At 58.6% G+C, this 25,190-nt stretch carries 24 protein-coding genes; 5 read left to right on the forward strand and 19 right to left on the reverse strand.

What is annotated here, in order from left to right:
• Window positions 1-172: 172 nt before the first annotated feature.
• Entirely contained in the window at window positions 173-1,081 is a 909-nt protein-coding gene (locus ACVWZ4_RS04315) for a LysR substrate-binding domain-containing protein (protein ID WP_456701809.1), read from the reverse strand.
• A gap of 116 nt (window positions 1,082-1,197) precedes the next feature.
• On the opposite strand from ACVWZ4_RS04315, the gene ACVWZ4_RS04320 reads away from it, so the two are divergent.
• Complete coding sequence (locus ACVWZ4_RS04320; protein WP_456701808.1) at window positions 1,198-2,151, forward strand: 3-keto-5-aminohexanoate cleavage protein; 954 nt, start codon at window positions 1,198-1,200, stop codon at window positions 2,149-2,151.
• A 180-nt stretch (window positions 2,152-2,331) separates the two neighbouring features.
• Here the strand turns inward: ACVWZ4_RS04320 and ACVWZ4_RS04325 are convergent, their stop codons facing one another.
• The 8 genes from ACVWZ4_RS04325 to ACVWZ4_RS04360 all read right to left on the reverse strand — a co-directional run bounded on the left by ACVWZ4_RS04325 (window position 2,332) and on the right by ACVWZ4_RS04360 (window position 10,535).
• Window positions 2,332-3,312, reverse strand: coding sequence for an aldo/keto reductase (locus ACVWZ4_RS04325; RefSeq protein WP_456701807.1), 981 nt, complete (start codon window positions 3,310-3,312; stop codon window positions 2,332-2,334).
• A 39-nt stretch (window positions 3,313-3,351) separates the two neighbouring features.
• Window positions 3,352-4,200: an N-acyl homoserine lactonase family protein gene (locus tag ACVWZ4_RS04330; RefSeq protein WP_456701806.1), complete on the reverse strand. Its 849-nt coding sequence runs from the start codon at window positions 4,198-4,200 to the stop codon at window positions 3,352-3,354.
• Window positions 4,197-4,676 (reverse strand): hypothetical protein, encoded by a 480-nt coding sequence (locus tag ACVWZ4_RS04335; RefSeq protein WP_456701805.1) that lies wholly within the window; start codon window positions 4,674-4,676, stop codon window positions 4,197-4,199. Before ACVWZ4_RS04335 ends, ACVWZ4_RS04330 begins: the two co-directional genes overlap by 4 nt.
• Complete coding sequence (locus ACVWZ4_RS04340; protein ID WP_456701804.1) at window positions 4,673-5,719, reverse strand: aldo/keto reductase; 1,047 nt, start codon at window positions 5,717-5,719, stop codon at window positions 4,673-4,675. The genes ACVWZ4_RS04335 and ACVWZ4_RS04340 overlap by 4 nt, the downstream gene beginning before the upstream one ends.
• A 29-nt stretch (window positions 5,720-5,748) precedes the next feature.
• Window positions 5,749-6,813, reverse strand: coding sequence for an aldo/keto reductase (locus ACVWZ4_RS04345; RefSeq protein WP_456701803.1), 1,065 nt, complete (start codon window positions 6,811-6,813; stop codon window positions 5,749-5,751).
• Between the two features lie 64 nt (window positions 6,814-6,877).
• Complete coding sequence (locus tag ACVWZ4_RS04350) at window positions 6,878-7,864, reverse strand: substrate-binding domain-containing protein (RefSeq protein WP_456701802.1); 987 nt, start codon at window positions 7,862-7,864, stop codon at window positions 6,878-6,880.
• A 90-nt stretch (window positions 7,865-7,954) separates the two neighbouring features.
• Window positions 7,955-8,938 carry an ABC transporter permease gene (locus ACVWZ4_RS04355; RefSeq protein WP_456701801.1) on the reverse strand — a complete coding sequence of 328 codons (984 nt, stop codon included), beginning with the start codon at window positions 8,936-8,938 and terminating at the stop codon, window positions 7,955-7,957.
• Between the two features lie 55 nt (window positions 8,939-8,993).
• Complete coding sequence (locus ACVWZ4_RS04360) at window positions 8,994-10,535, reverse strand: sugar ABC transporter ATP-binding protein (protein ID WP_456701800.1); 1,542 nt, start codon at window positions 10,533-10,535, stop codon at window positions 8,994-8,996.
• Window positions 10,536-10,719: 184 nt separating this feature from the next.
• Between ACVWZ4_RS04360 and ACVWZ4_RS04365 the strand changes: the two genes are divergently transcribed.
• From ACVWZ4_RS04365 to ACVWZ4_RS04375, 3 genes are all read left to right on the forward strand, one after another.
• Entirely contained in the window at window positions 10,720-11,430 is a 711-nt protein-coding gene (locus ACVWZ4_RS04365; RefSeq protein WP_456701799.1) for a FadR/GntR family transcriptional regulator, read from the forward strand.
• 148 nt (window positions 11,431-11,578) lie between these two features.
• Window positions 11,579-11,965 (forward strand): CidA/LrgA family protein, encoded by a 387-nt coding sequence (locus tag ACVWZ4_RS04370; protein ID WP_456701798.1) that lies wholly within the window; start codon window positions 11,579-11,581, stop codon window positions 11,963-11,965.
• Window positions 11,962-12,684, forward strand: coding sequence for an LrgB family protein (locus tag ACVWZ4_RS04375; protein ID WP_456701797.1), 723 nt, complete (start codon window positions 11,962-11,964; stop codon window positions 12,682-12,684). The genes ACVWZ4_RS04370 and ACVWZ4_RS04375 overlap by 4 nt, the downstream gene beginning before the upstream one ends.
• A 112-nt stretch (window positions 12,685-12,796) precedes the next feature.
• Here ACVWZ4_RS04375 and ACVWZ4_RS04380 read toward each other — a convergent pair whose 3' ends face one another.
• The 3 genes from ACVWZ4_RS04380 to ACVWZ4_RS04390 form a co-directional block, all read right to left on the reverse strand.
• Entirely contained in the window at window positions 12,797-13,264 is a 468-nt protein-coding gene (locus ACVWZ4_RS04380; protein ID WP_456701796.1) for an SRPBCC family protein, read from the reverse strand.
• Between the two features lie 41 nt (window positions 13,265-13,305).
• A complete protein-coding gene (locus ACVWZ4_RS04385; protein ID WP_456701795.1) occupies window positions 13,306-14,859 on the reverse strand; it encodes a 4-hydroxyphenylacetate 3-hydroxylase family protein in 1,554 nt (517 codons plus the stop codon).
• A gap of 61 nt (window positions 14,860-14,920) precedes the next feature.
• Window positions 14,921-16,144 (reverse strand): ABC transporter substrate-binding protein, encoded by a 1,224-nt coding sequence (locus tag ACVWZ4_RS04390; protein WP_456701794.1) that lies wholly within the window; start codon window positions 16,142-16,144, stop codon window positions 14,921-14,923.
• A gap of 173 nt (window positions 16,145-16,317) precedes the next feature.
• Between ACVWZ4_RS04390 and ACVWZ4_RS04395 the strand changes: the two genes are divergently transcribed.
• A complete protein-coding gene (locus ACVWZ4_RS04395; protein WP_456701793.1) occupies window positions 16,318-17,352 on the forward strand; it encodes a winged helix-turn-helix transcriptional regulator in 1,035 nt (344 codons plus the stop codon).
• 13 nt (window positions 17,353-17,365) lie between these two features.
• On the opposite strand, the gene ACVWZ4_RS04400 is transcribed toward ACVWZ4_RS04395, so the two are convergent.
• The 7 genes from ACVWZ4_RS04400 to ACVWZ4_RS04430 are packed head-to-tail and all read right to left on the reverse strand — an operon-like array spanning window position 17,366 to window position 24,965.
• Window positions 17,366-18,910: a class I adenylate-forming enzyme family protein gene (locus tag ACVWZ4_RS04400; RefSeq protein ID WP_456701792.1), complete on the reverse strand. Its 1,545-nt coding sequence runs from the start codon at window positions 18,908-18,910 to the stop codon at window positions 17,366-17,368.
• Window positions 18,911-18,923: 13 nt separating this feature from the next.
• Window positions 18,924-19,673 carry an SDR family NAD(P)-dependent oxidoreductase gene (locus tag ACVWZ4_RS04405; protein ID WP_456701791.1) on the reverse strand — a complete coding sequence of 250 codons (750 nt, stop codon included), beginning with the start codon at window positions 19,671-19,673 and terminating at the stop codon, window positions 18,924-18,926.
• Entirely contained in the window at window positions 19,670-22,066 is a 2,397-nt protein-coding gene (locus ACVWZ4_RS04410) for a xanthine dehydrogenase family protein molybdopterin-binding subunit (protein WP_456701790.1), read from the reverse strand. The genes ACVWZ4_RS04405 and ACVWZ4_RS04410 overlap by 4 nt, the downstream gene beginning before the upstream one ends.
• Window positions 22,059-22,820, reverse strand: a complete 762-nt coding sequence (locus ACVWZ4_RS04415; protein WP_456790040.1) for an N-acyl homoserine lactonase family protein — start codon at window positions 22,818-22,820, stop codon at window positions 22,059-22,061. Before ACVWZ4_RS04415 ends, ACVWZ4_RS04410 begins: the two co-directional genes overlap by 8 nt.
• Entirely contained in the window at window positions 22,817-23,296 is a 480-nt protein-coding gene (locus tag ACVWZ4_RS04420; protein ID WP_456701788.1) for a (2Fe-2S)-binding protein, read from the reverse strand. Before ACVWZ4_RS04420 ends, ACVWZ4_RS04415 begins: the two co-directional genes overlap by 4 nt.
• Entirely contained in the window at window positions 23,293-24,162 is an 870-nt protein-coding gene (locus ACVWZ4_RS04425) for an FAD binding domain-containing protein (protein ID WP_456701787.1), read from the reverse strand. The genes ACVWZ4_RS04420 and ACVWZ4_RS04425 overlap by 4 nt, the downstream gene beginning before the upstream one ends.
• 29 nt (window positions 24,163-24,191) lie before the next feature.
• Window positions 24,192-24,965: an enoyl-CoA hydratase-related protein gene (locus tag ACVWZ4_RS04430; protein ID WP_456701786.1), complete on the reverse strand. Its 774-nt coding sequence runs from the start codon at window positions 24,963-24,965 to the stop codon at window positions 24,192-24,194.
• Between the last annotated feature and the right edge of the window lie 225 nt (window positions 24,966-25,190).

Here is a 25,190-nt window from a genome sequence, read left to right on the forward strand (position 1 = left end):
CGTTTCTTCCCGGAGTTCGTCTCATTCATCCGTACGACTGAAGAAGCGTTTCGGATGATGGATGACGATATCTTCACTCCGGCTACGGCCTGACGGCAAACGATATTCGTGAAGCGACCTGTGAGGAAAACTCACAGAGCGCCGAGTTCTGGGAGGCTTCGGACGCGCCTCTCTAGGCCCCAGCGCTAGCCAGCATTGCACAGCTCTTCACCGTCGCCGACATTTCGCGCGCAAGCCATTGGGAGACCGCCCTGCTCTCGGGGCGAGTTGCGACATGCGGCGCCGTCCAGAGCATCAAAGTGCGTTTACCTGGGATGCTCCCGAAGGGGGCAACCAGTCGTCCACTGTGGATCTCCTCAAGGACGAACATCGTCGGGACCAGCGCCAACCCAAGTCCGCATAGCGCTGCCTGGATGAGAAGATAGAAATGATCATAGGACTCTTGAATGCGGATATCTTGCTTCAACCGCATTTCATCGAGCCAATCTGCCCACGCCTCGGGGCGCGTCCGCGTACCCAACAAACGGCAACCTGCGATATCGTTCGGATCCTGGATGTTGTTGGCCTTTGCGTAGGAAGCTGCGCAAACCGGGGAAATCCACTCTCGCGCAAGCTCCTTGAGAACTACCTCTCGCGGCGGCGCGATGGTACTGGAACGGATGGCGATACTGACCTTGTCACGGATGAAATCCACTTGATCGTAGTTCAGATTGAACTGGAGATCGATGCCCCTATGAGCTTCGTGAAAGGCCGCAAGGCGGGGAATCAGCCAATACATCATGATGGTGGCGGAACATGAAACCGTCAGTGGTCCCGGTAAGATCTGCTCTACGCTAGCGTCAATGAGGCTGAATGCGCCGGACAGTCCTTCCGCCAGGCGAACCCCTTCCGGCGTCGGATCTGTGGAGGACGACCCTCGCACCAGGAGCGGTACGCCAAGCAATTCCTCGAGCGATCGGATGTGGCGGCTGATCGCCCCGTGCGTGACAGACAATTCGAGCGACGCCGCAGTCATGCTGCGCAATCTCGCCGTTGCCTCGAAGGCACGCAGCGCATTGAGCGAAGGCCTGGGACGCACCATCCGATACCCCGAAAGCTCAAAGTTTAGCCATTGTGAGCTTTTGTCACAAGGGGGCTGCTAAAAGTCGTTTGGGCATTCTGCGTCGGAGCCATAGTCTTGCTTGCGGAAACTCGTCCATGGCTGATCCATCCGAGGAAGGCAGCCGTGAACGAGATCTCGAGCACCGCCGGCACCTCGCGAGAGAACAAATGCTGAGAAAGATGATCGTCGAAGCTCGCGTGAACGAATACGCGATGCGGGATGGAAACCCACACGTGCCATGGACGGCGGATGAAATAGCCGAAACGGCGGCCCGCTGTCGCGAGGCCGGCGCGTCGATCCTGCATTTTCACGCCCGAGCTGATGATGGTGCGCCCCTTCACACGGCTGAGAAGAACGCCGAGATCATTCGCAAAGTCAGGAAGAAATGCGACATACTGATACTGCCGACGCTTGGCTTTTTTGCCAACGACACTGACCCGAACGCGCGCATTAATTGCATTCTTGAGCTTGCCAAAGATCCGGAGACCAAACCCGATATTGTCCCAATCGATACCGGAAGTAGCAATCTTGACGTGTTCGATCGCAACAATCTCATGTTCGAACACTCCGATCGCATCTATGAAAACCGCACTTCCGCCGTGGAGCACTATTTTCGCTCTCTCAAGTCCGCCGGCGTAAAGCCAAAGATGACCTGCTGGTCGATCGGGTTTGTTCGTCGTGCGATCGCATTTATGGAAATGGGACTTGTAGCAGAACCGGGTTATTTCCTGCTCAACATGACCGACGGCCCCTATCTTACAGGCCATCCCGGCACGATCGAAGGGCTGGATGCATTCTTGCCGTTTTTACCGAAGCATGCTCGCCACAGTTGGACTGCCAACATCGTTGGCGGAAACTTGTTGGCTATGTGCGAAGGAGTGGCCAGGCGCGGCGGCAACATCGCTCCGGGCATCGGCGACTATCCCTATATCGAATATGGCTGTCCGACTAACGAGGAGCTCGTCCGTCGGACATGCGTCATCGCAACGGGTTGCGGTCGCGAGATTGCGTCTCCTGACGACGTCCGGGAGATGCTTGAGATCTCTTGAAGCCGCTCCTGTTGCTCGTCTTCAGCCGCAGACCACTGACTTAAAGCGAACGACCAGCCTCGCTCCGCTGTTCCGAGGGCTCTCCCTGACTGTGCCGGGATCTCGTCGATCCCGGCACTTTTTTATCGCTTTGCTTCTGATCTGCCGATCGCTTCCCTCGACGTTGGATTCGGTTTTATCTCACTTCAAGCCGACAACTTTGTGAGGCACATAGCGCTCTTCGAGCCGCGCAATTTCCTCGGACGTCAGCTTCAGACCTAAGGCCGCAACTGCATCGTCCAAGTGCTGAGGCTTCGTTGCGCCGATGATCGGCGCCGTTACGCCATGTTTTCCCGCCACCCAGGCGAGAGCTACATGCGCTGGTGCTACCCGACGCTCCGTTGCGATGTCGGACAGCACGTCGACGATACTCCGGTCGGCCGCTTCGGCGTGTCCATAGAACTGGGACGTTATGTTGTCCGTCTCGGAACGGGCACTTTTCTCAGTCCAGGGGCGGGTAAGGCGTCCGCGAGCCAGCGGACTAAAAGCGATCACACCGATGCCTTCGTCGCGACAAAGCGGCAGCATCTCTCGTTCCTCCTCTCGATAGAGGAGATTCAGGTGACATTGCATCGACACGAAGCGTGCCCAAGAGTTGGCGTCGGCCCGATAGAGAGCTTTGGCAAATTGCCAAGCATAGGCGTTGCTGGCGCCGATGTACCGGACCTTACCGCCGCGCACGAGATCGTTCAACGCTTCGAGCGTTTCATCGATTGGCGTGTCGTTGTCCCAAAAATGGATCTGGTAGAGATCGATATAGTCGGTGCCGAGCCTGCGGAGACTGGCCTCCGCTTCGGCTAGAATTGCCTTTCGCGAAAGACCCACCCCATTTGGCCCTGGCCGCATACGACCGTAGACCTTCGTAGCGATCACAATCTCGTCTCGCGGCACCATTTCCGTTAGAATTTTGCCGACGATCTCCTCGCTCGTACCGTCTGAGTATACGTTAGCTGTATCGAAGCAATTGATGCCGCAGTCGAGAGCCTTCTGTATGAACGGCCGACTTTCGCTCTCACCGAGTGTCCAGGGATGGTTCCCTCGATCTCCTACTCCGTAACTCATACAACCTAGTACGATCCGCGAAATTTTGAGGCCCGAGCGGCCCAAACGCATGTAATCCATGAGCGATACCCTTGCTGGCTTGTTAGTCCCTGAGCCGTTTCAAAGTGTCGCGATATCGGTAATTCGAAGTCCGCGATCGCTCACCCGGGACGGGAAGTGGTCTTTGAGCTTTTCCTCGTGGACGGGTACGAGCCTCAGCATGTCGCCGCCGACGCTGGCGAGCATTTCTTCCGCCGTGAGAATTAGATTGGTCTGACTTCCCGTCGCAAGTCCCGGCGGCACGAAGCATGGATCATCCTGGTTGCCTCCGTGCAGGTTTTCGTACGTGTAGACAACGTCTCCGGTCAGGATCCATCGGTCCTCGACGCTTCCGCCGTTGCGGACCACAACGTATTGCGAACCAGCCGTGTGCGTGTCGAAGGCGGGAAGAAGATCGATATTTGGCAGGACGTCGTGCGACGCACCGTCCAGCACGACCAGCCGGTTCTTCAGTCCGAGATCCACGAGTTTCAAGATATCGGCTGGATTGATGCCGCCGAGTAGGGATCGAAAACGACGTCCCTTGGACATGGCCCAGACCCAGCTCTCGATCTCACGCTTCTGGATGTAGAACTTGGCGTTCGGGAAGTAATCCAATCCGCCCATGTGGTCGAAATGAGCGTGTGTAAGGAACACGTGCTGCACATCCTCGGGACGAAGGCCAACGGCCCCCAGGACCTCAGAAGGGGGGGTCCAGCCGGTGACGCCGATCGAATTGGCGATCTCGCCTCCGAGATCCGACTGATCGTAACCAGTGTCAACCAACGCGACCGTGTCGCTGCTGCGCAGCAGCACATAGGCAAACGGCAGATTCATGCTTCCGCTGTTGTGCCGGCCGTATATGACTCCACTTATCGGATGTTTGGGGCTTGCGGCGTATTCGAGCACAGTGATCGCATATCGCGTCATTCGGAGGCTCCAATCAGAAGGTCAGCACCAAGCTTGAGTTGGCCACAGCACTGCCGCAGGTCGATCAAGCCGCTGCTCACCATCGGGCTCGCCCGACGCAGATGGCCCCAGGCCTTTGACAGCAAACGCGTTTCGCTCGTGCGTCGATGCGGAGCCAAGGGGGCCGCCCGCGGCAGCAACAGATGCGCCGCCTGCTTGACATGATGATGCTCGTGCCGCCGCTGCAGCGGTACCCGAACCGCCGCAAGAACATCGTGCACATGATCCGAATCGCCGGCGTCTGGCCTGTTTACGTCCTCCAGATGCGACATCCCGATAAAGTTTGCGAGAAGACGAACAGAGCGGTCAGCCACGATATCGCGCAGATAGCGAATGACAGGCCCGATGACGGTATCGTATTCAGCGACCGCTGAACCAGGCGCAATGCCTTCGAAGGGATCGTCGGCACGGAACTGTACGCCCACAAACCCGCTCACGAGGAATGCCCGTCTTCGGGAACCGGAGCATTTGATGGGATCAGGCTGAAATTCCTCAAGTCCTGCCAGAGAGCAGCCGGTATCCGCGCCGACACAGCGTCGACGTTCTGGGTGATCTCGCCTATCGACTTCGCGCCCTGAACAACGGTGGCCACGGCCGGATGCGCTTGCACGAACTGCGTCGCAACGGTCGGCAAATCAACATTGTGTCGTTCGCAAACTTTCTCGATTGACCGGACGCGCTCCAGTATAGCGCTCGGGACCTTCTGATAGTCATAAGTCGAGGGCGCCTTCGAGCCAGCGGCCAGGATGCCCGAATTGTAGATGCCGCCTGCGATCACCGAGACATTGCGAGTTCGCAGTTCCTCGAAGTGCCCATCGAGTGGCGCATGGTTGAGAAGCGTATATCGACCGGCGATCAACGCGCAGTCAATTGGGAATTCGCGGGCGACTTCGATGACCGAGTCGGTCTCATTGACCCCCAACCCCACCGCACCGATAGCCCCCGAACTCTTCAGCTCATCGAGAGCACGGTATCCGCTCTCGCGGAGTTGGTTCCAGTAAAATTCTGCTTGATCGCCATGCCATGCGCGCCCGACGTCATGGACCAGAAGCACATCGATATAATCAAGACCCAAACGCTGCTGACTGTCCTCGAACGAGCGCATCACACCGTCATATGTGTAGTCATAGGTATCGCGAAACGGGTATGGATCAACCCATTCGATGCCGTACACCGTGTCGAGTTTCGGTGTTCGGCTTGCGGGCTTGAGCACGCGGCCGCACTTGGTGCTCACGACAACCTGATCGCGAATGCGCAGATCGCGGAGAGCACGGCCAAGGAAATGCTCGGCCTTTCCGAGACCGTACATCGGCGCGCAATCGAAATAGCGAACCCCGAGATCGAAGGCTGCCCTAACAACGGCTTCGAATTCGGAATAGGGCACTCCGACATTGAATCCCGAAAGAGGCACCGTCCCGAGCCCTGCGGATGTGACGGATACTTTGGTGCGGCCGAGAGTTCGCTTATTGAGCGGAAGCATCGCTCTTCTCCTTGCTTGTCTTGGATAATTTAGCTGGACAGAGCCACGGAGCCCTGATCCGGCAGCGGGGCTTCTTTGGGGATCAGACCTTCGCTCCTGAGCTCCATCCAGAAGGCCTGAGGAATTGGCGCCGCTATAGAGGCGACGTTTTGCTCCACATGTGCTGGCGTGAGCGCGCCCTGAACCACCGATGTCACGGCCGGATGCGCATAGACGAACTGAGAAGCCGCATTGGCGAGCGCGACGTTATGACGTTCACAAACAGCTTCCAGCGCCGTCACGCGCTGTACGATGGATTCGGGAGCCGTCTGATAGTCATAGGTCCGCGTTAACGCGTTACCCCGACTGCCCTCCGCGAGGATCCCCGAATTGTAGACACCGCCTGCGATAATACCTATGCAGCGACGTTGGGCCTCGGGAAAGAAGTCAGTCAGTGGCGCATGATTGAGAAGCGTGTAACGTCCAGCGACGAGCGAACAGTCGAGATTGAATTCGGCGGCTACTTCGAGCACCGAAGCCGTCTCGTTTACACCGAGGCCGATCGCCTTGACCGCTCCCGAGCGACGGAGTTCGTCGCAGGCGCGGTACCCGCTCTCGCGCAGTTGTCGCAGATAAAGGGGATACTTCTCCTGGTGCCAGACTCCGCTGACGTCGTGCAGGAAAAGAATGTCGATGTGGTCGAGACCGAGGCGCTGCTGACTATCCTCGAACGACCGCATGATGCCGTCGTAAGTGTAGTCGTATTCGTCGACGAAGGGCAGCGGATCCACCCAATTGATCCCGTAGAGACTTTCCGCTCGCTTTGAACGGCTTGCCGGCTTCAACAGCCGACCCGCCTTGGTGCTTACCATGACCTCCGGGCGAAGACCGTGAACACGAAGGACGTGGCCGAGGAAATGCTCCGATTTCCCGAGACCATAGAGCGGCGCAACATCGAAATAACGTACGCCCTGCTCGTAAGCCTTAAGGATGACAGCCTCAAAAGTCTCGAAGCTTACTGGAACACCACACCCGCCCAATGGCGATGTGCCGAGCCCAAGCGAAGTCAAATTCACGCGTCCGTTTGGAAGCGCTCTCTTTTGCAGAGTCGTCATATTCAACTATCCCGCCTAAAGATCAGTGCGCACGCGGTCGTTCACCGCGTGCGCACGATGTGCATCACATGTATTTTGCGACGTTCGAGGAATCCAAGATCAGCCAGGGAACGACGTAGTCCTTCTGAGTGCCGCCTTTCCACTCCATCAAGGAATCCCAGACCTCGGAGCGGGGCTTGTAGCTGTCCCCCTTGACGGCATGCAGGGCGAGATCGACGGCGCCCTGACCCTCAGCACGGGCGTACTTGTAGAGCGTCACTGTCATTTCGCCTTTCTGGACTGCGCGCTTTCCGTCCGGGATGCCATCGATTGCAAGCACCGGAACGGACTTGAAGTCGACTTTTGCACTCTTCATCGCCTCGATCGCGCCCAGTGCCATCTCGTCATTTTCGGCGAGTACGGCATTGATCTGGCCAGGATGGGCGAGCAACCAATTCTCCATGAGCGACTGCCCCTCGGCGCGGCTCCAGTTGCCCGACTTGCTGGCAATCAACTTAAGCTTCGGGAACTTAGCCAAACCGGCATCGATGCCAGCCTTGCGCTCGATCTGCGCCGATTGACCAATGGGGCCTTCCATCAGCACCACGTTTCCACCATTCGGGAGTAGCTTGCCCAACTGGTCCCCGATGATACGCCCTCCTTCCGTGTCGTTGACGATGATCGATGCGGTGTAGTTCTTTGATGCGGTTTTCAGGGCCGATACGATCACCGGAATGCCGGCAGCGACGGCCTTATCGATTGCGGGCGCGGAGGCCTGGAGATCGAACGGCGACATGATGATTGCATCGAACTTTTGAGTAATGGCCGTATCGATCTGGTTCGCTTGGACAAGAGGATCGTACTTGCCGTCAAAGATCGTGACTGCGACAGAACCGTCCTTGACTGCCGGGTGGCTCTGAATTTCGCTGGACCAGGCCTTCATGTACTCGCCGGATTCTCCGAACGATAAGGCGGCAATCCGTGTCTTGCTTTGAGCAAAGGCCGTCCCGGTCGATAGGATGATTGCAGCGGCGGCGAAACTCGCCATCGTTGATCTACGCGTAACCTTCATCGTCTCCTCCGATTGATGTGGTCAGTCACCTAGTCCGCCCATGCGGGGCGTTACAGCCGTTGTCTTCGTCTGTAATGGTCTTCGCAGGTGTCACTTGCGAAATTGGTCAAGCATCACGGCGACGACAATGATCGCGCCCTTGAGAAGCTGCTGGTAGTAGGAAGACACGCCCATCAGATCCATGCCGTTGTTGATCGTCCCGATGATGAGTGCGCCGAACAACGTCCCGACTAGCGAGCCGCGTCCTCCTGCAAGGCTAGTCCCGCCGATCACCACGGCCGCAATCGCATCGAGTTCGTAACCGATGCCCGCCTGTGGAAGTGCGGCAGTCGTACGGGAAGTAAGCACGAGACCAGCGAGTCCAGCGAGAAGTCCCGAGATAACGTAGGTGGAGGCAATGACGCCGCGCGTGGAGATGCCGCTCGTCCTAGCGGCTTTGTCGTTTCCTCCCACGGCGTACACGTAGCGCCCGAACGTCGTGTATGAGAGAACGATCCATCCGATGGCGAACACAAGAAACAGAATCAAGACCGGCACAGGAACGCCAGCAACGCTGCCGCCGCCGATCCAGCGATACGACTCGGAGAGGTTGGGGATAGGACGCCCCTCGGAGAAGATCAGTGTCAGGCCGCGCGCCATGCTCAGCATTCCGAGGGTGGCAACGAAAGGCGGGACATTGAAGGCCGTTACAATGACGCCGTTCAGGAGACCCAACGCCGCTCCCGTTCCCAAGCCGGCTATAATCGCCCAGAGAACGAAGTGCTGGTTGGTCGAGGTCACAAGGCTGGCAGCAATCATGCCGGCGAGGGCCATCACTGAGCCGACGGAAAGATCAATGCCCTTTGTGAGGATGACGAAGGTCACTCCGATCGCCAATATGCCGTTGATCGATGATTGCCGCAGCAGGTTTACCCAATTCAACCATGTCATGAAGTACTCGTTGGCCACCGCGAAGAACGCCGAAATGACCAGGAACACAATGACGATACTGAACGATTTCAGGTACGGTCCTATTGCAGCGATGCTTTTGGATCGGGGACCCGTCGCGGCGTTGCTTACTACGTTGGCCACCATATCCACTCCTTGCTTGGATCGCATGCGCACGCCAATTCTTGAACAGCCGATCCGTCTAACTGGCGAGATCTGTCAGCATTTGTTGTGTCGTCGCATGCCCGTCGACAACGTGATCAAGTCGTCCTTGCCGAAACACGGCAATTCGATCGCTGACTTGGAGAATCTCCGGTGCCTCAGATGACACGACGAGCACACCGTTTCCCTTGGCCGCGAACGCGCGGAGAAAGGCATAGATCTCCTGCTTTGAGCCCTCGTCGATTCCACGTGTTGGCTCGTCGCATATCAAAAGGCGCGGATTGGTTAGCAGACAGCGTGCGAAAACCACTTTCTGCTGGTTTCCGCCGCTAAGCGTCTCGACAGCGACATTTGGAGATGCCGCCTTGATCCGATGTAGCCGCATCATCCGATCAGTTGCGACTGCCTCCGCCTTGCGGCGGACAAATCCGGCGACGGCACGGAGTGTTAGCGATGACAAGGCAATATTGTGTGCGATGGACGCGCAAAGAACGAGGCCGGTATCCTTCCGATCCTCGGGAATCATAGCCATGCCTTGTTGGATGCACTTCTTCGGATTACCCGGATCGACCCTTCTCCCATCAAGGAAGACGTCGCCGGCGGTCGGCGCGTAGATGCCAAAGATCGTCTCCAAGAATTCAGTCCGACCTGAGCCAAGCAAGCCGTAGATGCCCAGGACTTCTCCTGCAGCGACGGTCACAGAGATGTTCTTGAAGTGAGGTCCGCGCGACAAGGAGCGCACCTCGAGCAGGATTGGCGCGCCTTCGTTGGGCTTGCCCTTTTCGACCGTCTTGATCTCGTGGCCGACGATCTGAGTCACGAGGTGATTGCGATCGATCGCGGAAATTGCCCCGCTCTCGATGAATCGTCCATCGCGGAAAACCGTGTATTCGTCGGCGATCTCGAAAATCTCGGTCAGCTTGTGCGAGACGTAGATGATCGCGGATCCACGCGCTTTTATCCGTTTCAGAGCATTGAAGAGGATGTGTACCTCGTGCTCGCCGATGGCCGAGGTCGGCTCGTCCATAATGACGATGTCCGCGCGGTGGCTAAGGGCCTTCGCAATCTCGACGAGCTGGATCTGTGCCAAGCTCAAGTCTCGCATGCGCGCGCCAACCGGCACATCGAACTCGAGGTCATCCAGAAGCCTCTTGGCGGCCTGCCTCATCTTCGGGAAGTCCACCACAAGACCCCCGATCTTCGGCTCTCTCCCCAAGTAGATGTTCTCGGCCACCGTCATCTCGGGAACCGGAGACAATTCCTGGGTGATGATGGTCACGCCATGTCGCAAAGCATCCGCGGCACTCCTGAAATCGACGGCCACCCCGTCAATACGGATGCTGCCTTCGTCGCGGTGCAGCAAACCCATTACGATGTTCAGGAAAGTGGACTTGCCGGCGCCGTTACCGCCGCAGAGCGCGTGAACGGTTCCGCGCTTGACGACGAGCCGCCCATCGCGAAGGGCAGGAACACCATTGAAAGACTTCGCGATTCCCTCCGCCACCAACAGCGGCTCGTCTAGCGGCCCAAGGACGACGTCCCTTTCACGGCCTTCCGGTTTTGACCCGGTCGACAAAAGCATCGGTTTCCTCCCGCGGCGTCTTCATCGCGCCTGCGTAGAGATATGAGGTCATACCTTATACCTGTTGTCAACAGAGATCATACCTCCTACCTTGTGGATGTTCGTTTGTTTCGCCTGGTCGCGGGGCGGCTTATGTGTTGGCTTTCCCCGCGGCGACGGCGAAAAAATAGAGTGCGAGCGACCGATGGAGCGGATGGAAACCAAAAAACTACCCACGCGTGTCGAAGTCGCGTTGAACTACATCACGGGTGAGATCGCCAACGGTAACCTAAGTCCCGGGGACAAGTTGCCCAATGAAAAGGAACTGGCAGAGAAGCTTGGCATCAGCCGTACCCCCATTCGCGAGGCGATGAAGACGCTTGCAGTCTCAGGACTCATTGAGACCCGGCATGGGCATGGCAACTACATCCGTAAGGATGAAGGCACCGCTGTGATGCCGTTGATGATGTTTCAGCTCTATCTTCAGGATTCGACCCCCGAAATGCTGATGGAGCTCCGGTACATTTTCGACCGCAATTGCGCAGAGCTGGCTTCGATAAGACGCACCGAACGCGATCTCGCCGTCATGCGAGAAAGCATCGATAGATTGAAGGCTCTGTCAGACGATCCAAATTCGCCGATTGACAAATTGCTGGAAGCCGATCTCGATTTCCACCGCGCAGTCTATACGGCAGCGGGCAATAAACTCATCGTTGTGATCGCCGATTTCGTTTTGAACATGGTGGCGCCCTGGATCCGCAAATCGCTGGAGGTCAGCGGACGCTACCGCGCGGTGGGCCTACATGAAAAGATGTATGCAATGATCCGCGATCAGAAGACCGGCATGCTTAGTCGGGAAAGCGTGGAGGCGAACATGGAGCACTTCATGTCTTCCCTAAAGATTCCCGCGGCGTAGCGCTTGTGACAAGGTCGATTCAGGCAAAGTTCCGGCCCAATATCTCTAGGAGACGGCTTCGCCGCACACCGGCCTCCGATTCGCGTTGCTGGCAAAGCGCTCATGCGAGCCTTTTTGAGGCTAATTCGTCCTGCGGTGGACGCCTGACATGATCGCAGGTCTGAGCCTGATTCTACTTTGCCAGTTGGCAGGCGAAGTACTCGTGCGCAGCCTTGGACTGCCGATGCCCGGACCGGTGCTCGGCATGGCAATCCTGCTCTTGCTTCTCTTGGCTCGCGATCATTTCACCGCCCTCAACCGTGGCCCATTGCGAAACGAGGCAGTTGAGAGAACCGGGCGCGGCCTGCTCGCCCATCTATCTCTCATGTTCATTCCTGCGGGCGTAGGCATCGTGAAGAAGCTTGACTTGATTGTCGAGCACGGCGCCGCAATTTTAGTGACGTTGTCGGCATCAGTGGTGATCACTCTGCTCGCGACGGTCGCCACCTTTCTGGCGGTCAGCCGTCTTCTCTCGAAAAGCCAGACAGAGCCATGAGTGAAAACTCATTCTCGCTGTGGGTTTATCTGTCGCAGTCACCTTTGGTTTGGCTCACTGGGACGCTCTCGGTCTATGGGATCGCAGATGCTTTCTCGCTTGCGACAAACCGGCACCCGCTGGCAAATCCTGTTTTGCACTCGATCTGGATCATCGGAGCAGTCTTGATCATTACGGACACTCCGTACACCACATACTTCGCCGGCGCCCAGTTCGTGCACTTTCTTCTTGGGCCAGCGACGGTAGCGCTTGCGATTCCCCTCTACGATAACCGCGCACGCGTCGCCGCCGCGCTCCTGCCAATGGTGATTTCGCTTGTCGTTGGATCAGTCACAGCGATCGTTACTGTCGTATTGTTCGCCGAGGCCTTTGGTCTACCTCGAGCGATCATCCTATCTCTTTCGCCGAAATCAGTTACAGCCGGCGTGGCGATGGGTATCAGTGAATCCCTACACGCTGACCCGTCTCTCACCGCTATCTCGGTTGTTCTCACTGGAATCTTGGGTGCGATCATCGTCACGCCGCTCATGAATCGGGCCGCAATTACCGATTTTCGCGCACGCGGGTTCGCAGTCGGCATCGCCGCACATGGCATCGGCACAGCACGAGCGTTTCAAGTCGACGAGCTGGCTGGCGTTTTCTCCGGGATTGCCATGGGGCTGAACGCGCTTGTCACGTCGCTTCTGGTTCCCATCGCAGTGACCTTCCTTCTGCGCTGATCGCGTCAGCCACCTTCGGTGGCCTTCGGTCCTAGATTCGAGCCGGATAAGGCGGTGACCAACGAATGTCGCGGCTTGATCAAAGCGGGAAAAACCGCGCCGAGCGCAGGGATTAGCTGCATGGGCTGTGGTTATTCGGCTCAAGTGCTCGCGCAAAATTGGCGAAAAACTCGTCCGCGAGCTTCTTTGCCGTGCCGTTGATGAGCCGCTGCCCGAGCTGTGCGAGCTTCCCGCCGATTTGCGCGTCGACCTGATAGGTCAGGAGCGTGCCATTATCCAGTTCGATCAGATTGACCTTTGCGCCACCTTTCGCAAAGCCTGCGACGCCGCCCTCCCCCTCTCCAACGATATTGTAACTTTTTGGTGGATCGAGGTCGGTCAGAGTGACCCTACCTCTGAATCGCGCGGAAACGGGTCCCACCTTCATCTTTGCGACCGCACGAAATCCCTCACCGTCGATACTCTCCAACTCCTCGCATCCGGGAATACAAATCTTCAAGACGGCGGGGTCGTTCAATTTGGTCCAAACGACTTCGCGGGAGGCGGCGAGCTGGATCTCTCCGCTCATTGTCATTGCCATTGGCGTCTCCAAAATGGACGAGGTATGTCATCATCTGCGGATCAGTTGGGAACAGGCGCAAAGACCCGGGCCATGTAAGTCGATAGATCGGTCTCGATCTCCGCGCGCAATGCAGACGAAATGCCTGCAAGCGCTTTGGCCAAATCCTTCTTAAATTCGATCTGCATGGATCGCGCGATCTGGATACGCTGGGCCTGCGGCGAGCCGGCGCCATGCATGGACTCCGTCAGATAGCCCACCGCGTTCCTGCCGAGAGTCATGTTCTCCACGAGGCGAAGGATGCGAATTCGGTCCTCCGTTGCGATCTCGGGCCGTCCCTTCAGGTACTTCTCGATCATCGGACCGATCTTCTCATGCCTGAGTTCGCGCTCGGACGGCAGCGTCACCATTAGGCCGCCGGCGAGATCCTGCGCCAGCCGGCCAATTTCGTAGGGTAGCCGCGTGACGTGATGCTTGCAGACATTTGCCAGCATTTCGTCCGGCAAGTAGGCACCGGACTTCATCGCGGTTCCTTGATGGCTCGCCGCGATGCCTGCCCCGTAGATCGTCTCGTTGAGGTGGGTCATCTCGACGAGTTTATCCCGGATATGCGAGGCGCGTTCGACCCCGTTGTAGTCAGCGATTGTCGCCGCGGCTCCGATCAGGACGTCGCCCACGCCCGTTTTGCAGACGTAGCTGCGGCGGTGGTAGCAGGTGAATCTCTCAACCAGCGTCGACGCAAATTCGAACTCACCGTCGAGGAAAACGTGTTGGTTTGAAATGAAGACATCCTCGAAGATGATCATCGCTTCTTGACCTGCAAATTGCGCGTTGCCGGCGTCGATGTCTCCGCTTTCGCTGCTTCGCGTATCACAAGACTGCCGGCCGTAAACGTAGGTAACACCCGCAGCATCGACCGGAATGGCGCCGACAATCGCATAGTCCTTGTCTGCCGCCTCTAGTCTCATGGTCGGCATTACGATCAACCAATGCGAGTTTAAGCACCCTGTTTGGTGCGCCTTCGCTCCTCGGACGTAAACGCCCTCAGGCGTGCGACGGACCACGTGCAGGAACAGATCAGGATCCGCCTGCTGAGAGGGGGACTGGCCACGATCTCCCTTGACATCGGTCATCGCTCCGCCGATGACGAGGTTCAGCGCCTGCATACGTGCGAGGAACTGCGTGAAACGTGCATGATATGGTGTGCCGTGTTTGGCATCCACATCGTAGGTCACAGAGTGCAGCGAGTTGAGTGCATCCATACCCACGCAACGCTGGAAGCACGTTCCTGTTAGTTGACCCAGACGACGCTGCATCTTGTTCTGCATCACAAGATCGGCTGGGCTTTGCGAAATATGGAGAAACCGATTTACGTCGCTGCCGGTGAACGGCGAGATTGCCGACGCGAGGGCAGGATCCTCGTTCGCGAGGTCATAGGTTCTTGCGACCGCATTGATGGAAGGTCGAATCACAGGATGGTCGACAGGCTCGTCGACCAGCTCGCCCATTAAGTAGACGGCCAATCTGCGTCCGCGGAGGCTCTCGATGTATTCAGCCCCGGTACGAATCCGATTGGGCATTCCAGCCGAGGTCGCTGCGACAACTTTCTGATCCATCGAAATGGCTCCTTAAATGCTGGACCGGTCGGATTGCGGACCCGAGCCCCGGCTCTACGTGTCAACCTTTCCGTACCAACGGGCAGGTGCTGTCCTTGAGCGGACGGAACGCCTGATCGCCCGGGATCACTTCGCGAAGCTTGTAGAAATCCCAGGCTCCCTTCGATTCCGACGGCTTCTTGACCTCGTATACGTACATATCGTGCACCATGCGGCCGTCCTCTCGGATGCGCCCGTTTTTGGCAAAGAAATCATTGATGGGCATCTCGCGCATCTTTTTCATGACCGCCTGCGCTTCGTCGGTGCCCGCCGCTTCGACTGCACGCAGATAGTGCATGGTGGACGAATAGTCGCCAGCATCGCCCATGTGCGGCATCACCTTCATCCTATCGAAGAACCGTTTCGACCACGCGGGGGTCTCGTCGTCACGATCCCAGTAGAAAGCATTCGTCAATACCAGCCCTTTCGCGACGGAAAGGCCGAGGGCCTTGATGTCGGTTTCCCAGACGAGCAGGCCAGCCAACGTTTGCTGCTGTTGAATCCCAAATTCCTGCGCAGACTTGATCGAATTGACTAGAACGTTGCCGGAGCCTGCCAACGCGACGACCTGGGCTTTCGACGCCTGCGCCTGGAGCAGGAACGAGGACTGATCGAAGGATTCGGGCGGGTATCGGGTCGATCCCAGGACTTCACCACCCATCGCCTTCACTACGGCTGAGGTGTCGGCTTCCAAAGCGTGGCCGAAGGCATAGTCCGCGGTCAGGAAGTACCAGGACTTCTTGCCTTCTTTAGCTAGCGCAGTTCCGGTCCCGCGGGCGAGCGCATAGGTGTCATAGGAGTAGTGGATGCTGTTCGGCGTACATGCATCCCCCGTCAGACGGGACGATCCGGAGCCATTGATAATGGCGATCCGGTTCTTGTCCTTCGCAAGCCCGGAAACAGTAAGTGCGATCGAGGAATTGATGAGGTTGCCGATCATGTCAACCTTCTCGACATCGAACCATTTGCGCGCCAATGCGGAGGCCGTGTCAGGCTTGTTCTGATGATCCGCGACGATGACCTCGATCGGCTTCCCCAGCACCTTGCCACCGAAGTCTTCGACCGCCATCTTGATCGCAGTCACCGCGCCTTCACCAGACTCGTGCGAGAACTGCCCCGACATGTCGGTTAGAACACCGATCTTCACCACGTCGTCCGAGACAGCCCCTGTCTGAGCATTGGCGCTGACGCTCATCGTCAGGATTGCCGCCGTTGCAATCAGGCCAATTTCCACGCTCCGCTTCATGACGTTCCTCCCCAGGGTTATCTTTCCATTCCCTAATTACTATCATAACTAGACTAATGTTACATGCATAACTAGACTGAACTTTTCGACGAGTCAATCGCGCCGGTGTGCTACAGCTGCGCGACTTTTCAGGGCTGTCCGGCCGTGGCAGCTGTTTGAACGGACCGATCCGGATGCCTGTTGCCGCCAAAATCCAAAGAACCGCGACCAAATCGAAGGCGACAGCGGCCTCGCCCCGCACCGCAGCCGGCCGAACCGAGCGCAACTGCTCTGTCGCCCGTACGTTGGACATTGTCTCCGACGCCTGGGCTTTCCTGATCATTCGCGAGGCATTTTTCGGAACACAGACGTTTGAAGCCTTTCGATCGGCGCTCGGCATTCCTCGCGCGACGCTGACAGATCGGCTCAGAAAACTGACGCAGCTCGCGATCTTCCGTCAGGTTGCGCCCGGCTCTTCACAGAGGAAGGAGTACAGGCTGACGAAAATGGGCTTCGACCTTTATCCGAGCTTTATTGCGCTCATGCAGTTCGGTGATCGCTGGCTATCCAAGGGTAAGCCGCCGCCGCTGACGCTTGTCCATGCGACCTGCGGCTGCGAGAGTCACCCGGTCGTCACGTGCTCCCATTGCGGGGAAAAGGTGCCAGCTCGAGAAGTCAAATATCGCGATGGGCCTGGTGCCGGGCGTTGTCCGGCCAAGCCTGGCCGCAACACACGGCGCCCCTCTGAGGGAAGCCGCTTCGTGCTCGGCCGTCCGAGCTCGGTATCCCGCGCGCTCGAAATAATTGGCGACAAATGGAGTTTCATGGTTGTCCGCGAAGGATTCTTCGGTAATCGCCGTTACGATAAGATCCTCAATGAGCTCGCAATCGCCCCCAATATCCTGACCGATCGGTTGAATCGCTTAGTTGCCAACGGAGTGCTCCGGCGCCGGCAGTATCAGAGCTCTCCCGACCGCTATGAATACCTCCTGACCGAGATGGGTCTGGAGCTTTACGGTCCGTTCATCGCCATGCTGCGATGGGGGGATCGATGGCTGTCGAAAGGAAAGCCGCCTCTTGTCCTCACGCACATCAAGTGCGGTCACGACTTTGATCCTGTCGTCAACTGCGACCGATGCAAGACTCCCATCGTAGCTGCCGACATGCGATATCGCCTTGCCTACGACCCGAAATCCTATGGCGCGCTGGGTCCACGCTCCGTCGACTGAAGGCTCAAGCCGCTCAAGCCTGCTTGCTCAAAGCCTCGACGAGCTTGAAACGCATGATTTTGCCGGACCCGGTGCGCGGAATTTCTCCAACGAGATGCGTGGATTCCGGGATCTTGTATGACGAGAGATGGGCCCTGCAATGCTCCAGCAGCGCGGGCACGTCGAGAGCCTCGTCATTGGCGACCACGAAGAGGCACGGTACCTCGCCAAGGGTCGCGTGCCGCATTCCGACGACTGCGCAATCCCTGACCTGGGGGTGTTTCACCACCACTTCCTCGATCTCCGCCGGCGCGATGTTCTGGCCGCCACGGATGATCAGCTCCTTGATCCGGCCGGTGATCGTCAGATAGCCCGAAGGGTCCGATTTTGCGAGGTCGCCCGTATGGTACCAACCCTTGCGCAGCGCCGATGCGGTTTCCGTCGGCTTGTTGTGATAGCCCAGCATGAGGTTCGGTCCGCGGACGATGAGTTCGCCTTCCTCCCCGATCGGAACGTCCTCCAGCGAGGAAGGATCCACGATGCGGACCGCGAGGCCAGGCACGGGAAGGCCGCAGGATCCCATCGGTCTGCCGCCGTGCAGCCAATTCATTGTCACCATCGTGGATGTCTCGGTGATGCCGTATCCGTCGAGGAGCCGCGTCTTGAACCGTTTCTCGAAGGCTTTGTTCAGGGTCGCAAGCATGATCGCTCCCGCCGAGATGCACAGACGCACGGATCCGAGCCGCTCGATGCCGGCTTCCTGCGCGCGGAGCAAAAGGTAGTGGAACATCGTCGGCACGCCCGGCATGATCGAATATTTGCCAGTCCCTAGCAGCTCGAGCGCCTGCTGTGGGGAGAAGCGCTCCATGATGTGCTCACTGGCGCCAAGCGCGAGAACGCCGAGAACCGAGAGATTGAGACCGTAGGAATGGAAGAGCGGCAGAGGCGATAGGATCACGTCGTCGCTTGTCAATTCCGCAATCGGCCCCCAGCAAGCTGCTGAGACCCAAAGCATGCCACGGATCGACAGCAGAACACCCTTGGCCCGCCCCGTGGTGCCCGACGTGTAGATGATGAACGAGCACCGATCGATGTCAGCCGGATCCAGCGACGCCGCACCTTGGTCCTTGGCGAGGTTCGCCATCGATACTCCGGCGCTGTCGGCATCGTTCTGAGCGAAGATCACGGTCGGTGAGATACTCGCGTCCCTAAAGACCTTATCCAGCAGATGCTTGCGCGACCCCGTCGTGACGATAACACCGCAATCGGCATCGGTCAGGCGATAGCTGACCTCGCCCTCAGCTGCCTCAAAGCTGATCGGCACCACGACTGCGCCGGCGCGCAAGGCGGCGAAGCAGGCTTCGATCCAGTCCACTCCATTCGGCAAGTAGATCGCCAGCCTGTCGCCTTCCTTCAAGCCGGCTCTTGTCAGACCCGCCGCGATGGAGGCTGTGCGGTCGGCGAGCTGCTCGTAAGTGATGGACCGCGTCGAATCCCAATATGCCACCTGCTCCGGTCGGCTCTTTGCGTGACGATTGAGGAGCGTCGCGATCGGCGCGATCAGATCAACTTGCAGCATCGCCGTCCCCCTTTTAGACCATCGAATATCCGCCGTTCACGCTGATCACCTGGCCGGTGATCCAGGCGCCGGCGTCGGACGCGAGCAAACTGACCAGTGGGGCCACGTCCGAAGGCAGGCCCAGACGGCGAATGGCGTAAGCTTTGACGAGCTTGTCGCGATTGGCTTCCACCCAGACCTTGTCGTGTGCGGTCTCGATCAGGCCTAGCGAGATCGAGTTCGCGGTAACTCCAGAACGGCCCCATTCACGAGCGAGCGATTTCATGAGCGCGATGGTGCCGGCACGCGCGGCCGCGCCAAGCGCGAGGCCCGATTCGCCGACCCGCGATGAGTCGCCCATGATCGATATGATGCGCCCGCAGCCTGACGCCTCAAGCAGTGGTCCGGCACTATGCGAGCAGTTCAATGCGCCGTAAAGGCAGGTGTCAATCTGCTTCTTCCAATCCTCCGGCGTGCTCTCATTGAACTTCTTTCGGAACACCAGTCCAGCGTTGTTGACGAGAATGTCGAGGCCGCCGAAGTCACTCTTGACGTCATCGACCATCTTCTTCACGACGTTCGCATTGGCTATGTCGGCTTGATAGGCTTTCGCTTTTCCGCCTGCATTTTTGATCTCGGTAACGACAGCTTCTGCGTCAGCTTGCGAGCTGTGGTAATTCACGGCGACCGATGCGCCACCGTCAGCCAGCATCCTGCAGATTGCGGCGCCGACGTCGCGGCCACCTCCCGTTACAAGCGCTATACGTCCCTTTAGGTCGGTCATGGTTTTCCCTTTGCTGTGAGCTTGGCGTCCTGAATAAGCCTGAAGATGCGTTCCGGCGTCATCGGAAGAATCGAGATGTCGATATCGAGCGGCGATAGCGCATCGGCTATGGCGTTAGCGATCGCCGCCGGCGCGCCGATTGTTCCGCCTTCGCCCATGCCGCGGAATCCGCCGGACACTGCAGACTCGCTTTGGACGTGGACGACATCCATGGTCGGCACTTCCGGCGCGGACGGAATCACGTAATCGACGAGGCTTGCGGTGAGCAATTGACCATCGTCATCGTAGATCAGCTCTTCGAACAGCGCCGCGCCGATCCCTTGTGCTACGCCGCCGTGAACCTGACCATCGACAATCATCGGATTGATGATCTGGCCGCAATCTTCGGCGACAACAAACTTGTGTATCTTCACAAAGCACGTCGCCGGATCGATTTCGACGGCAGCTATGTGAGTTGCTGCTGCGGTTGTGCCGTTGACTGGGTCATAGGTGTAGCTCGCCGTCAGTTCCTCCCGTGCCTCGACCGGCAAGGTCTTCATATCGGAATAGACGGCCTTTGCGATCTGCTTGAAAGACACCGCGCGATCGGTCCCGAGCACGGTCACCTTGCCTTCGGAAATCTCCAGGTCGTCGGCGCTGGTCTCCAGAAGATGCGATGCAACTCGCTTGACCTTTCCCTTAAGGATCTCAGAAGCGTGCTTCGCGGCACCACCGCCGAGCACAGCGCTACGGCTTGCGTAGGTCCCCGTCGACATCGGGACCTCGTCGGTATCACCCTGAATGACACGAATGTCTTCGAAACGAGCACCGAGGTCGTCGGCGACGATCTGCGCCAGAGTTGTCTCGAGCCCTTGGCCGTGGGAGGCGACCCCGAACGCTGCGGTGATGCCTCCAGTCGAATCGATTGTAATCTTTGCGGTTTCGGAGCCCGTATTGATCGGCATACCAGGCGCCACCGCAATGCGAGAGCCGATCCCCGTCAGTTCTGCATAGGAAGCGATGCCGATGCCGAAAAGTCGCCCGCGTTTGCGGGCCTCCGACTGCTGCTTTCGCAGCTGATCGTAACCCGCTGCCTCAGCGGCGGCTTCCAAGCACTCGATGAAGCCGGTCTTGTCCCAAATGATGCCGGACGCGATGCGGTATGGAAATTCCTCACTCCGTACCAGGTTGCGGCGCCTGATCTCAAGCGGATCAATCCCGAGCGCCTTGGCGCCCATGTCCATCAAGCGCTCGCAGACAAAGGTCGAAACGGGCCGACCAACGCCCCGGTAGGGACCGGTCGGGGGCTTGCACGTTGCGACGCCGCGAACCGCGCCGCGGTAGGATCGTATCTTGTAGGGCCCGGGCAGAAAGCTGACGACCTGCACCGGCTCCAGGCCGCAGGTCCATGGATAGATCGAGAAGGCGCCCACGTCGCCGATCACGTCTGCTTTCAGCGCGATGGCCAGACCGTTAGCGTCGAAGCCCATCTCGGCATCGACGATCTCTGCAAAGGCCTGGCTGCTACTGCTGACGTCCTCAAGCCGGTCTGCCGTCCATTTAATCGACCGGCGCAGCTTGCGCGCGGCGATGCACATCAAGAGTTCTTCTGGATAAAGGGATCCCTTCGAACCGAAGCTACCACCGACGTCGGGGGCGACCACCCTCAAGCGATGGCCTGGAAGTGACAGCGACCCCGAAATGGCATCACGTACAATTCCCGGAATGTTCGATGACGTGTAGAGCGTGAGCGCGTCTCTTCGCTTGTCGTACTCCGCAGAATAGCTCCGCGGCTCCATCGCGAGCGCCGCCTTGCGGGTCATTTCGAAGCGCCCACCTACCCTCACGGCAGCAGCTGCCAGGTCGGCCGCAACATCCCCCTTCTTGAACTCTCGAGCAATCAGGACATTCGTCCCAGCCTCCTCATGCAGCAGAGCCGCCCCCTCGGCGACCGCCACCTCTGCGCGCGCGAGCGGGGTCAGCGGTTCGTAGTCGACCTCGATCAATTCGACCGCGTCCTCGGCCAGGTAGCGTGAGGTCGCGACGACGGCAGCGACCGCCTCTCCGACATAGCGGACTTTTCCCGAGGCAAGCGGTAGAATCGGAGTTGCGTAGTAGTTCGGCGTCCGAGAGAACGGGACGACCGGTTTGAAGTCGCCGGAAATTTCCTCCGCGGTCAGCACCGTGATGACACCAGGCGCCTTCAGAGCGGCGGCGATGCCGACGCGCACAATTCTGGCATGCGCCTGTGCGCTGCGCAGGAAGGCGATATGTAACGGCCGATCCGGCCTGCGATCTGCGGTGTATTCACCGTTGCCCGCCAGCAAGCGGGGATCCTCGGTACGCCTGATCGGTGCGCCGACGTTCTTGGGGCGCAGCACGTCGGAAGCGTTGGCGCGGTGATCTCTATTCATAGCCCTCACCACCTTTGCGCAAGCCTTGCCATTGCGCGTAGTCGTGTCCGCAGATCACGGTAGCGCCGGACGTCTCGATTCTGCGAACCTCCGCGAACGTCTTCATCTGCTGCTCGACGTTCCAAGTGTTACGAGGGGCTGCGTCCGCATCGAGGTTCTGGCGTAGGCTGACAGCATCGGACGCAAGCAGGAACTCGCCGTCCCGGTCCATGCTGACCAGTGCGCCCATAGTGCCAGGGGTGTGGCCTGGAAGAGGAACCAACACCACGCTGGAATCACCGAACAGATCTTTCTCGCCGTTCACAGGCTCGATGGGGTGTCCGTAATCCCAGTCGGCTTTGAGGTATCCCGCACTATCGGCGCCAGGTGCCTTCGCTGCCTCGATCTCCTTGGCGTGAGCGAAAATCGTCGCTTTTCGGAAGAACTGATTGCAGCCGCAATGATCCGGGTGAAAGTGCGAATTGACCACGATGTCGATGTCATCAGGCCCGAGGCCCGTGCAAGCCAGGCTCGCCAGGAGTGTCTCCTCCGCTCGCATCATCGGCCTCATGACTTTCGCGAGCGGTCCCCACCGTCCCTCAGCATCATCGACTACGGCCGGATGGCATCCGGTGTCGAACAGAAGGCTACCCTGCTTATGCCGGATAAGCGCACAGCTGACCGGAAGGTCGATCGTCTCGTTGCGATCTGCGCCGGCCACGTAGATGCTCCTCTTCATCCGGAGGTGTCCGGCGGTGAGAAAGTTCAACTTCATGATTTTTTCTCCGCGCGCATCGCGGCGGCACTGCGGATCGCAGTCACGATATTCTGGTAGCCTGTGCAGCGGCAGAGATTGCCGGAAAGGCCCTCTCTGATGTCCTCATCCGTCGCCAGCGGATACTTTCGAAGCATGTCCTCGCCGGTCATCAGCATGCCCGGCGTGCAATAGCCGCACTGGAGTCCGTGATGCTCACGGAACTGCGCTTGCAAGACGTTGAGCTCGTCGGGCGAGCCAAGTCCTTCGATGGTTACAATTTCGGCGCCATCCGTCTGGACTGCCAGCATAAGGCAGGAGCGCGCGCTATCGCCATTCACGAGAATGGTGCAGGCGCCGCAGACACCGTGCTCACAGCCGACATGCGTACCGGTGAGGCCCAGCCGATCGCGCAAAAAGTCGGACAACAACATGCGCGGTTCAACGTCCGCGACGTTGTAACACTCTCCGTTCACTCTGACCGAGATCTCCGTCATGCTGCTTTCTCCTTTTGTCGGAGTGCTTTGCGCAATGCGCGCCTGGACAGCTCTTTTAGGAGATGGACGCGGTACTCCCCCGATGCATGAAGATCGTCGTTTGGCGAAATCTTCGACGCGACGATGTCGGAAAAGAGTTCCGGAGCCTGGTCGTCGAGCGGCAATGCAACGAGCTCCCGCTCGGCTGCCTTCAAGCGCAGCGGAGTGTCGGCCACGCCCATCACAGCGACGCGCGCATCCTCAAGCCTGGTACCCGCGCGGCGGACTGATAGAGCGATGCTAGCCAGCGCGAAATCGCCGAAGCGGCGGGCGACTTCTTCGAATGCCCACCCGTCCTGATCAAGAACTGGAAAATCGACTTCGGTGACGATTTCGTCCGGCTGCAGGCAATTCGTCAGAGCATCGACAAAGAACTGCTCCGCAGCGACCTTCCGAAGCCCATTCGGTCCTCGAATGGATATCATTGCATCATAGAATACTGCTAGCATCGGCAGTTCGGCGGCAGGATCCGCATGGGACAAGCTGCCGCCGATCGTACCCCGATTGCGTATGGCCAGATGAGCCACGTGCCGCATCGCCGCCGACATGACCGGAAGCTTCGCAGCGATGAGTGGCGAGTGCTCCAGGTCACGATGTCGCGTTAGCGACCCGACCGCAATCCGCCCCTCCCGATGCTCAATGTAGGAAAGCCCGCCGATGCGGTTAAGATCGATCAGAACCGAAGGTCGCGCCATCCGGAAGTTTAAGAGTGGCAGAAGGCTCTGACCGCCGGCCAGCAGTTTCCCTTCTCCGTTCGAGGCGACAAGCGCTTCGATCGCGGCCTCGACCGTTGATGGCGAGACATAGTCAAACTTGGCAGGCTTCATGGGCCTTCTCCAACCTTCCCCATCCCGAATTAATTTCCGCGAAAGCGTGGTGGTCTCTTCTGCACGAAGGCGTCGCGGCCCTCCTTGAAGTCCCTACTGTCAGACGCTTCGTCGACGAGCCGCTGTGCCGCCGCGAGATCCAGCGCGCCGTTACCCATCGAAAGACCGTTCAACATGAACTTGGCACCGGAGATCGAGAGTGGCGCGTTGACGGACAGGCGCCGCAGGAACTCCTCTGCAGCTGCGACGGCGTCTTCGTGAAGCTCGTCGATCAAGCCTAGTCGGAGGGCATCTTCTGCTCCGAAGCGGTCGGCTGAATAAAGGATCCGCTTTGCATTCGACAGCCCCGTGAGTGCCAGGAGCCGCTGAACGCTGTTCACCCCGTAGACAATAGAAAGCTTGGCTGACGGGATCCCGATTGTTGCGGTGCGGCTGGCGAATCGGAAATCGCAGGCGAGCGCGAGATGGCAGCCGCCCCCGAGGCAGTAACCGGCGATCGCCGCGACGACGGGTTTTCCCAGCGCAGCAATTGCCCCCGAGCAGGCATCGACTGCGACTTCGTACGCCACAGCCTGATGACGGTCTTCTCGGATGCGATCGAATTCGGAGATGTCGGCGCCAACGGAAAAGTCCTTGCCCGCCCCACTCAGAATGACCCCGCGAACATTCCGGTCGCTGGTGTAGCCCGAGAAAATGTCAGCGAGCTGTCGCCACATATCAAGCGTGACCGCGTTCCTTATCGCTGGGCGGTTTAGAACCACGTGCGCAACGCCGTCCCGCCTCTCGATACGAATTTCCTCCACGTTGCCTCTCTGGGCTGAGACGGGCTTGGGCAACCGACGAAGGTCGGGCTCACCCGTTACTTGCATAACTAGACTAATTTTCTCCGGCGAGTCAAGCCCTGGCTAAGCCCTCACTCCGCGTTTTAAAATCTCGTGTTGATGTCACAGTTTGGATCGCGGAGCTTGCAGCCAGCGAGGGGGGGTTCCGACGCAGGCGGTCGGACATCCCTATCCGGCGTTTAACTT

The organism is Bradyrhizobium sp. USDA 4472, from assembly GCF_054058595.1.

Coding starts and splice junctions, on each gene's coding strand:
- ACVWZ4_RS04315 (WP_456701809.1), bottom strand. CDS start 1,081: ATGGTGCGTCCCAGGCCTTCGCTCAATGCGCTGCGTGCCTTCGAGGCA.
- ACVWZ4_RS04320 (WP_456701808.1), top strand. CDS start 1,198: ATGGCTGATCCATCCGAGGAAGGCAGCCGTGAACGAGATCTCGAGCAC.
- ACVWZ4_RS04325 (WP_456701807.1), bottom strand. CDS start 3,312: ATGGATTACATGCGTTTGGGCCGCTCGGGCCTCAAAATTTCGCGGATC.
- ACVWZ4_RS04330 (WP_456701806.1), bottom strand. CDS start 4,200: ATGACGCGATATGCGATCACTGTGCTCGAATACGCCGCAAGCCCCAAA.
- ACVWZ4_RS04340 (WP_456701804.1), bottom strand. CDS start 5,719: ATGCTTCCGCTCAATAAGCGAACTCTCGGCCGCACCAAAGTATCCGTC.
- ACVWZ4_RS04345 (WP_456701803.1), bottom strand. CDS start 6,813: ATGACGACTCTGCAAAAGAGAGCGCTTCCAAACGGACGCGTGAATTTG.
- ACVWZ4_RS04350 (WP_456701802.1), bottom strand. CDS start 7,864: ATGAAGGTTACGCGTAGATCAACGATGGCGAGTTTCGCCGCCGCTGCA.
- ACVWZ4_RS04355 (WP_456701801.1), bottom strand. CDS start 8,938: ATGGTGGCCAACGTAGTAAGCAACGCCGCGACGGGTCCCCGATCCAAA.
- ACVWZ4_RS04360 (WP_456701800.1), bottom strand. CDS start 10,535: ATGCTTTTGTCGACCGGGTCAAAACCGGAAGGCCGTGAAAGGGACGTC.
- ACVWZ4_RS04365 (WP_456701799.1), top strand. CDS start 10,720: ATGGAGCGGATGGAAACCAAAAAACTACCCACGCGTGTCGAAGTCGCG.
- ACVWZ4_RS04370 (WP_456701798.1), top strand. CDS start 11,579: ATGATCGCAGGTCTGAGCCTGATTCTACTTTGCCAGTTGGCAGGCGAA.
- ACVWZ4_RS04375 (WP_456701797.1), top strand. CDS start 11,962: ATGAGTGAAAACTCATTCTCGCTGTGGGTTTATCTGTCGCAGTCACCT.
- ACVWZ4_RS04380 (WP_456701796.1), bottom strand. CDS start 13,264: ATGGCAATGACAATGAGCGGAGAGATCCAGCTCGCCGCCTCCCGCGAA.
- ACVWZ4_RS04385 (WP_456701795.1), bottom strand. CDS start 14,859: ATGGATCAGAAAGTTGTCGCAGCGACCTCGGCTGGAATGCCCAATCGG.
- ACVWZ4_RS04390 (WP_456701794.1), bottom strand. CDS start 16,144: ATGAAGCGGAGCGTGGAAATTGGCCTGATTGCAACGGCGGCAATCCTG.
- ACVWZ4_RS04395 (WP_456701793.1), top strand. CDS start 16,318: ATGCCTGTTGCCGCCAAAATCCAAAGAACCGCGACCAAATCGAAGGCG.
- ACVWZ4_RS04400 (WP_456701792.1), bottom strand. CDS start 18,910: ATGCTGCAAGTTGATCTGATCGCGCCGATCGCGACGCTCCTCAATCGT.
- ACVWZ4_RS04405 (WP_456701791.1), bottom strand. CDS start 19,673: ATGACCGACCTAAAGGGACGTATAGCGCTTGTAACGGGAGGTGGCCGC.
- ACVWZ4_RS04410 (WP_456701790.1), bottom strand. CDS start 22,066: ATGAATAGAGATCACCGCGCCAACGCTTCCGACGTGCTGCGCCCCAAG.
- ACVWZ4_RS04415 (WP_456790040.1), bottom strand. CDS start 22,820: ATGAAGTTGAACTTTCTCACCGCCGGACACCTCCGGATGAAGAGGAGC.
- ACVWZ4_RS04420 (WP_456701788.1), bottom strand. CDS start 23,296: ATGACGGAGATCTCGGTCAGAGTGAACGGAGAGTGTTACAACGTCGCG.
- ACVWZ4_RS04425 (WP_456701787.1), bottom strand. CDS start 24,162: ATGAAGCCTGCCAAGTTTGACTATGTCTCGCCATCAACGGTCGAGGCC.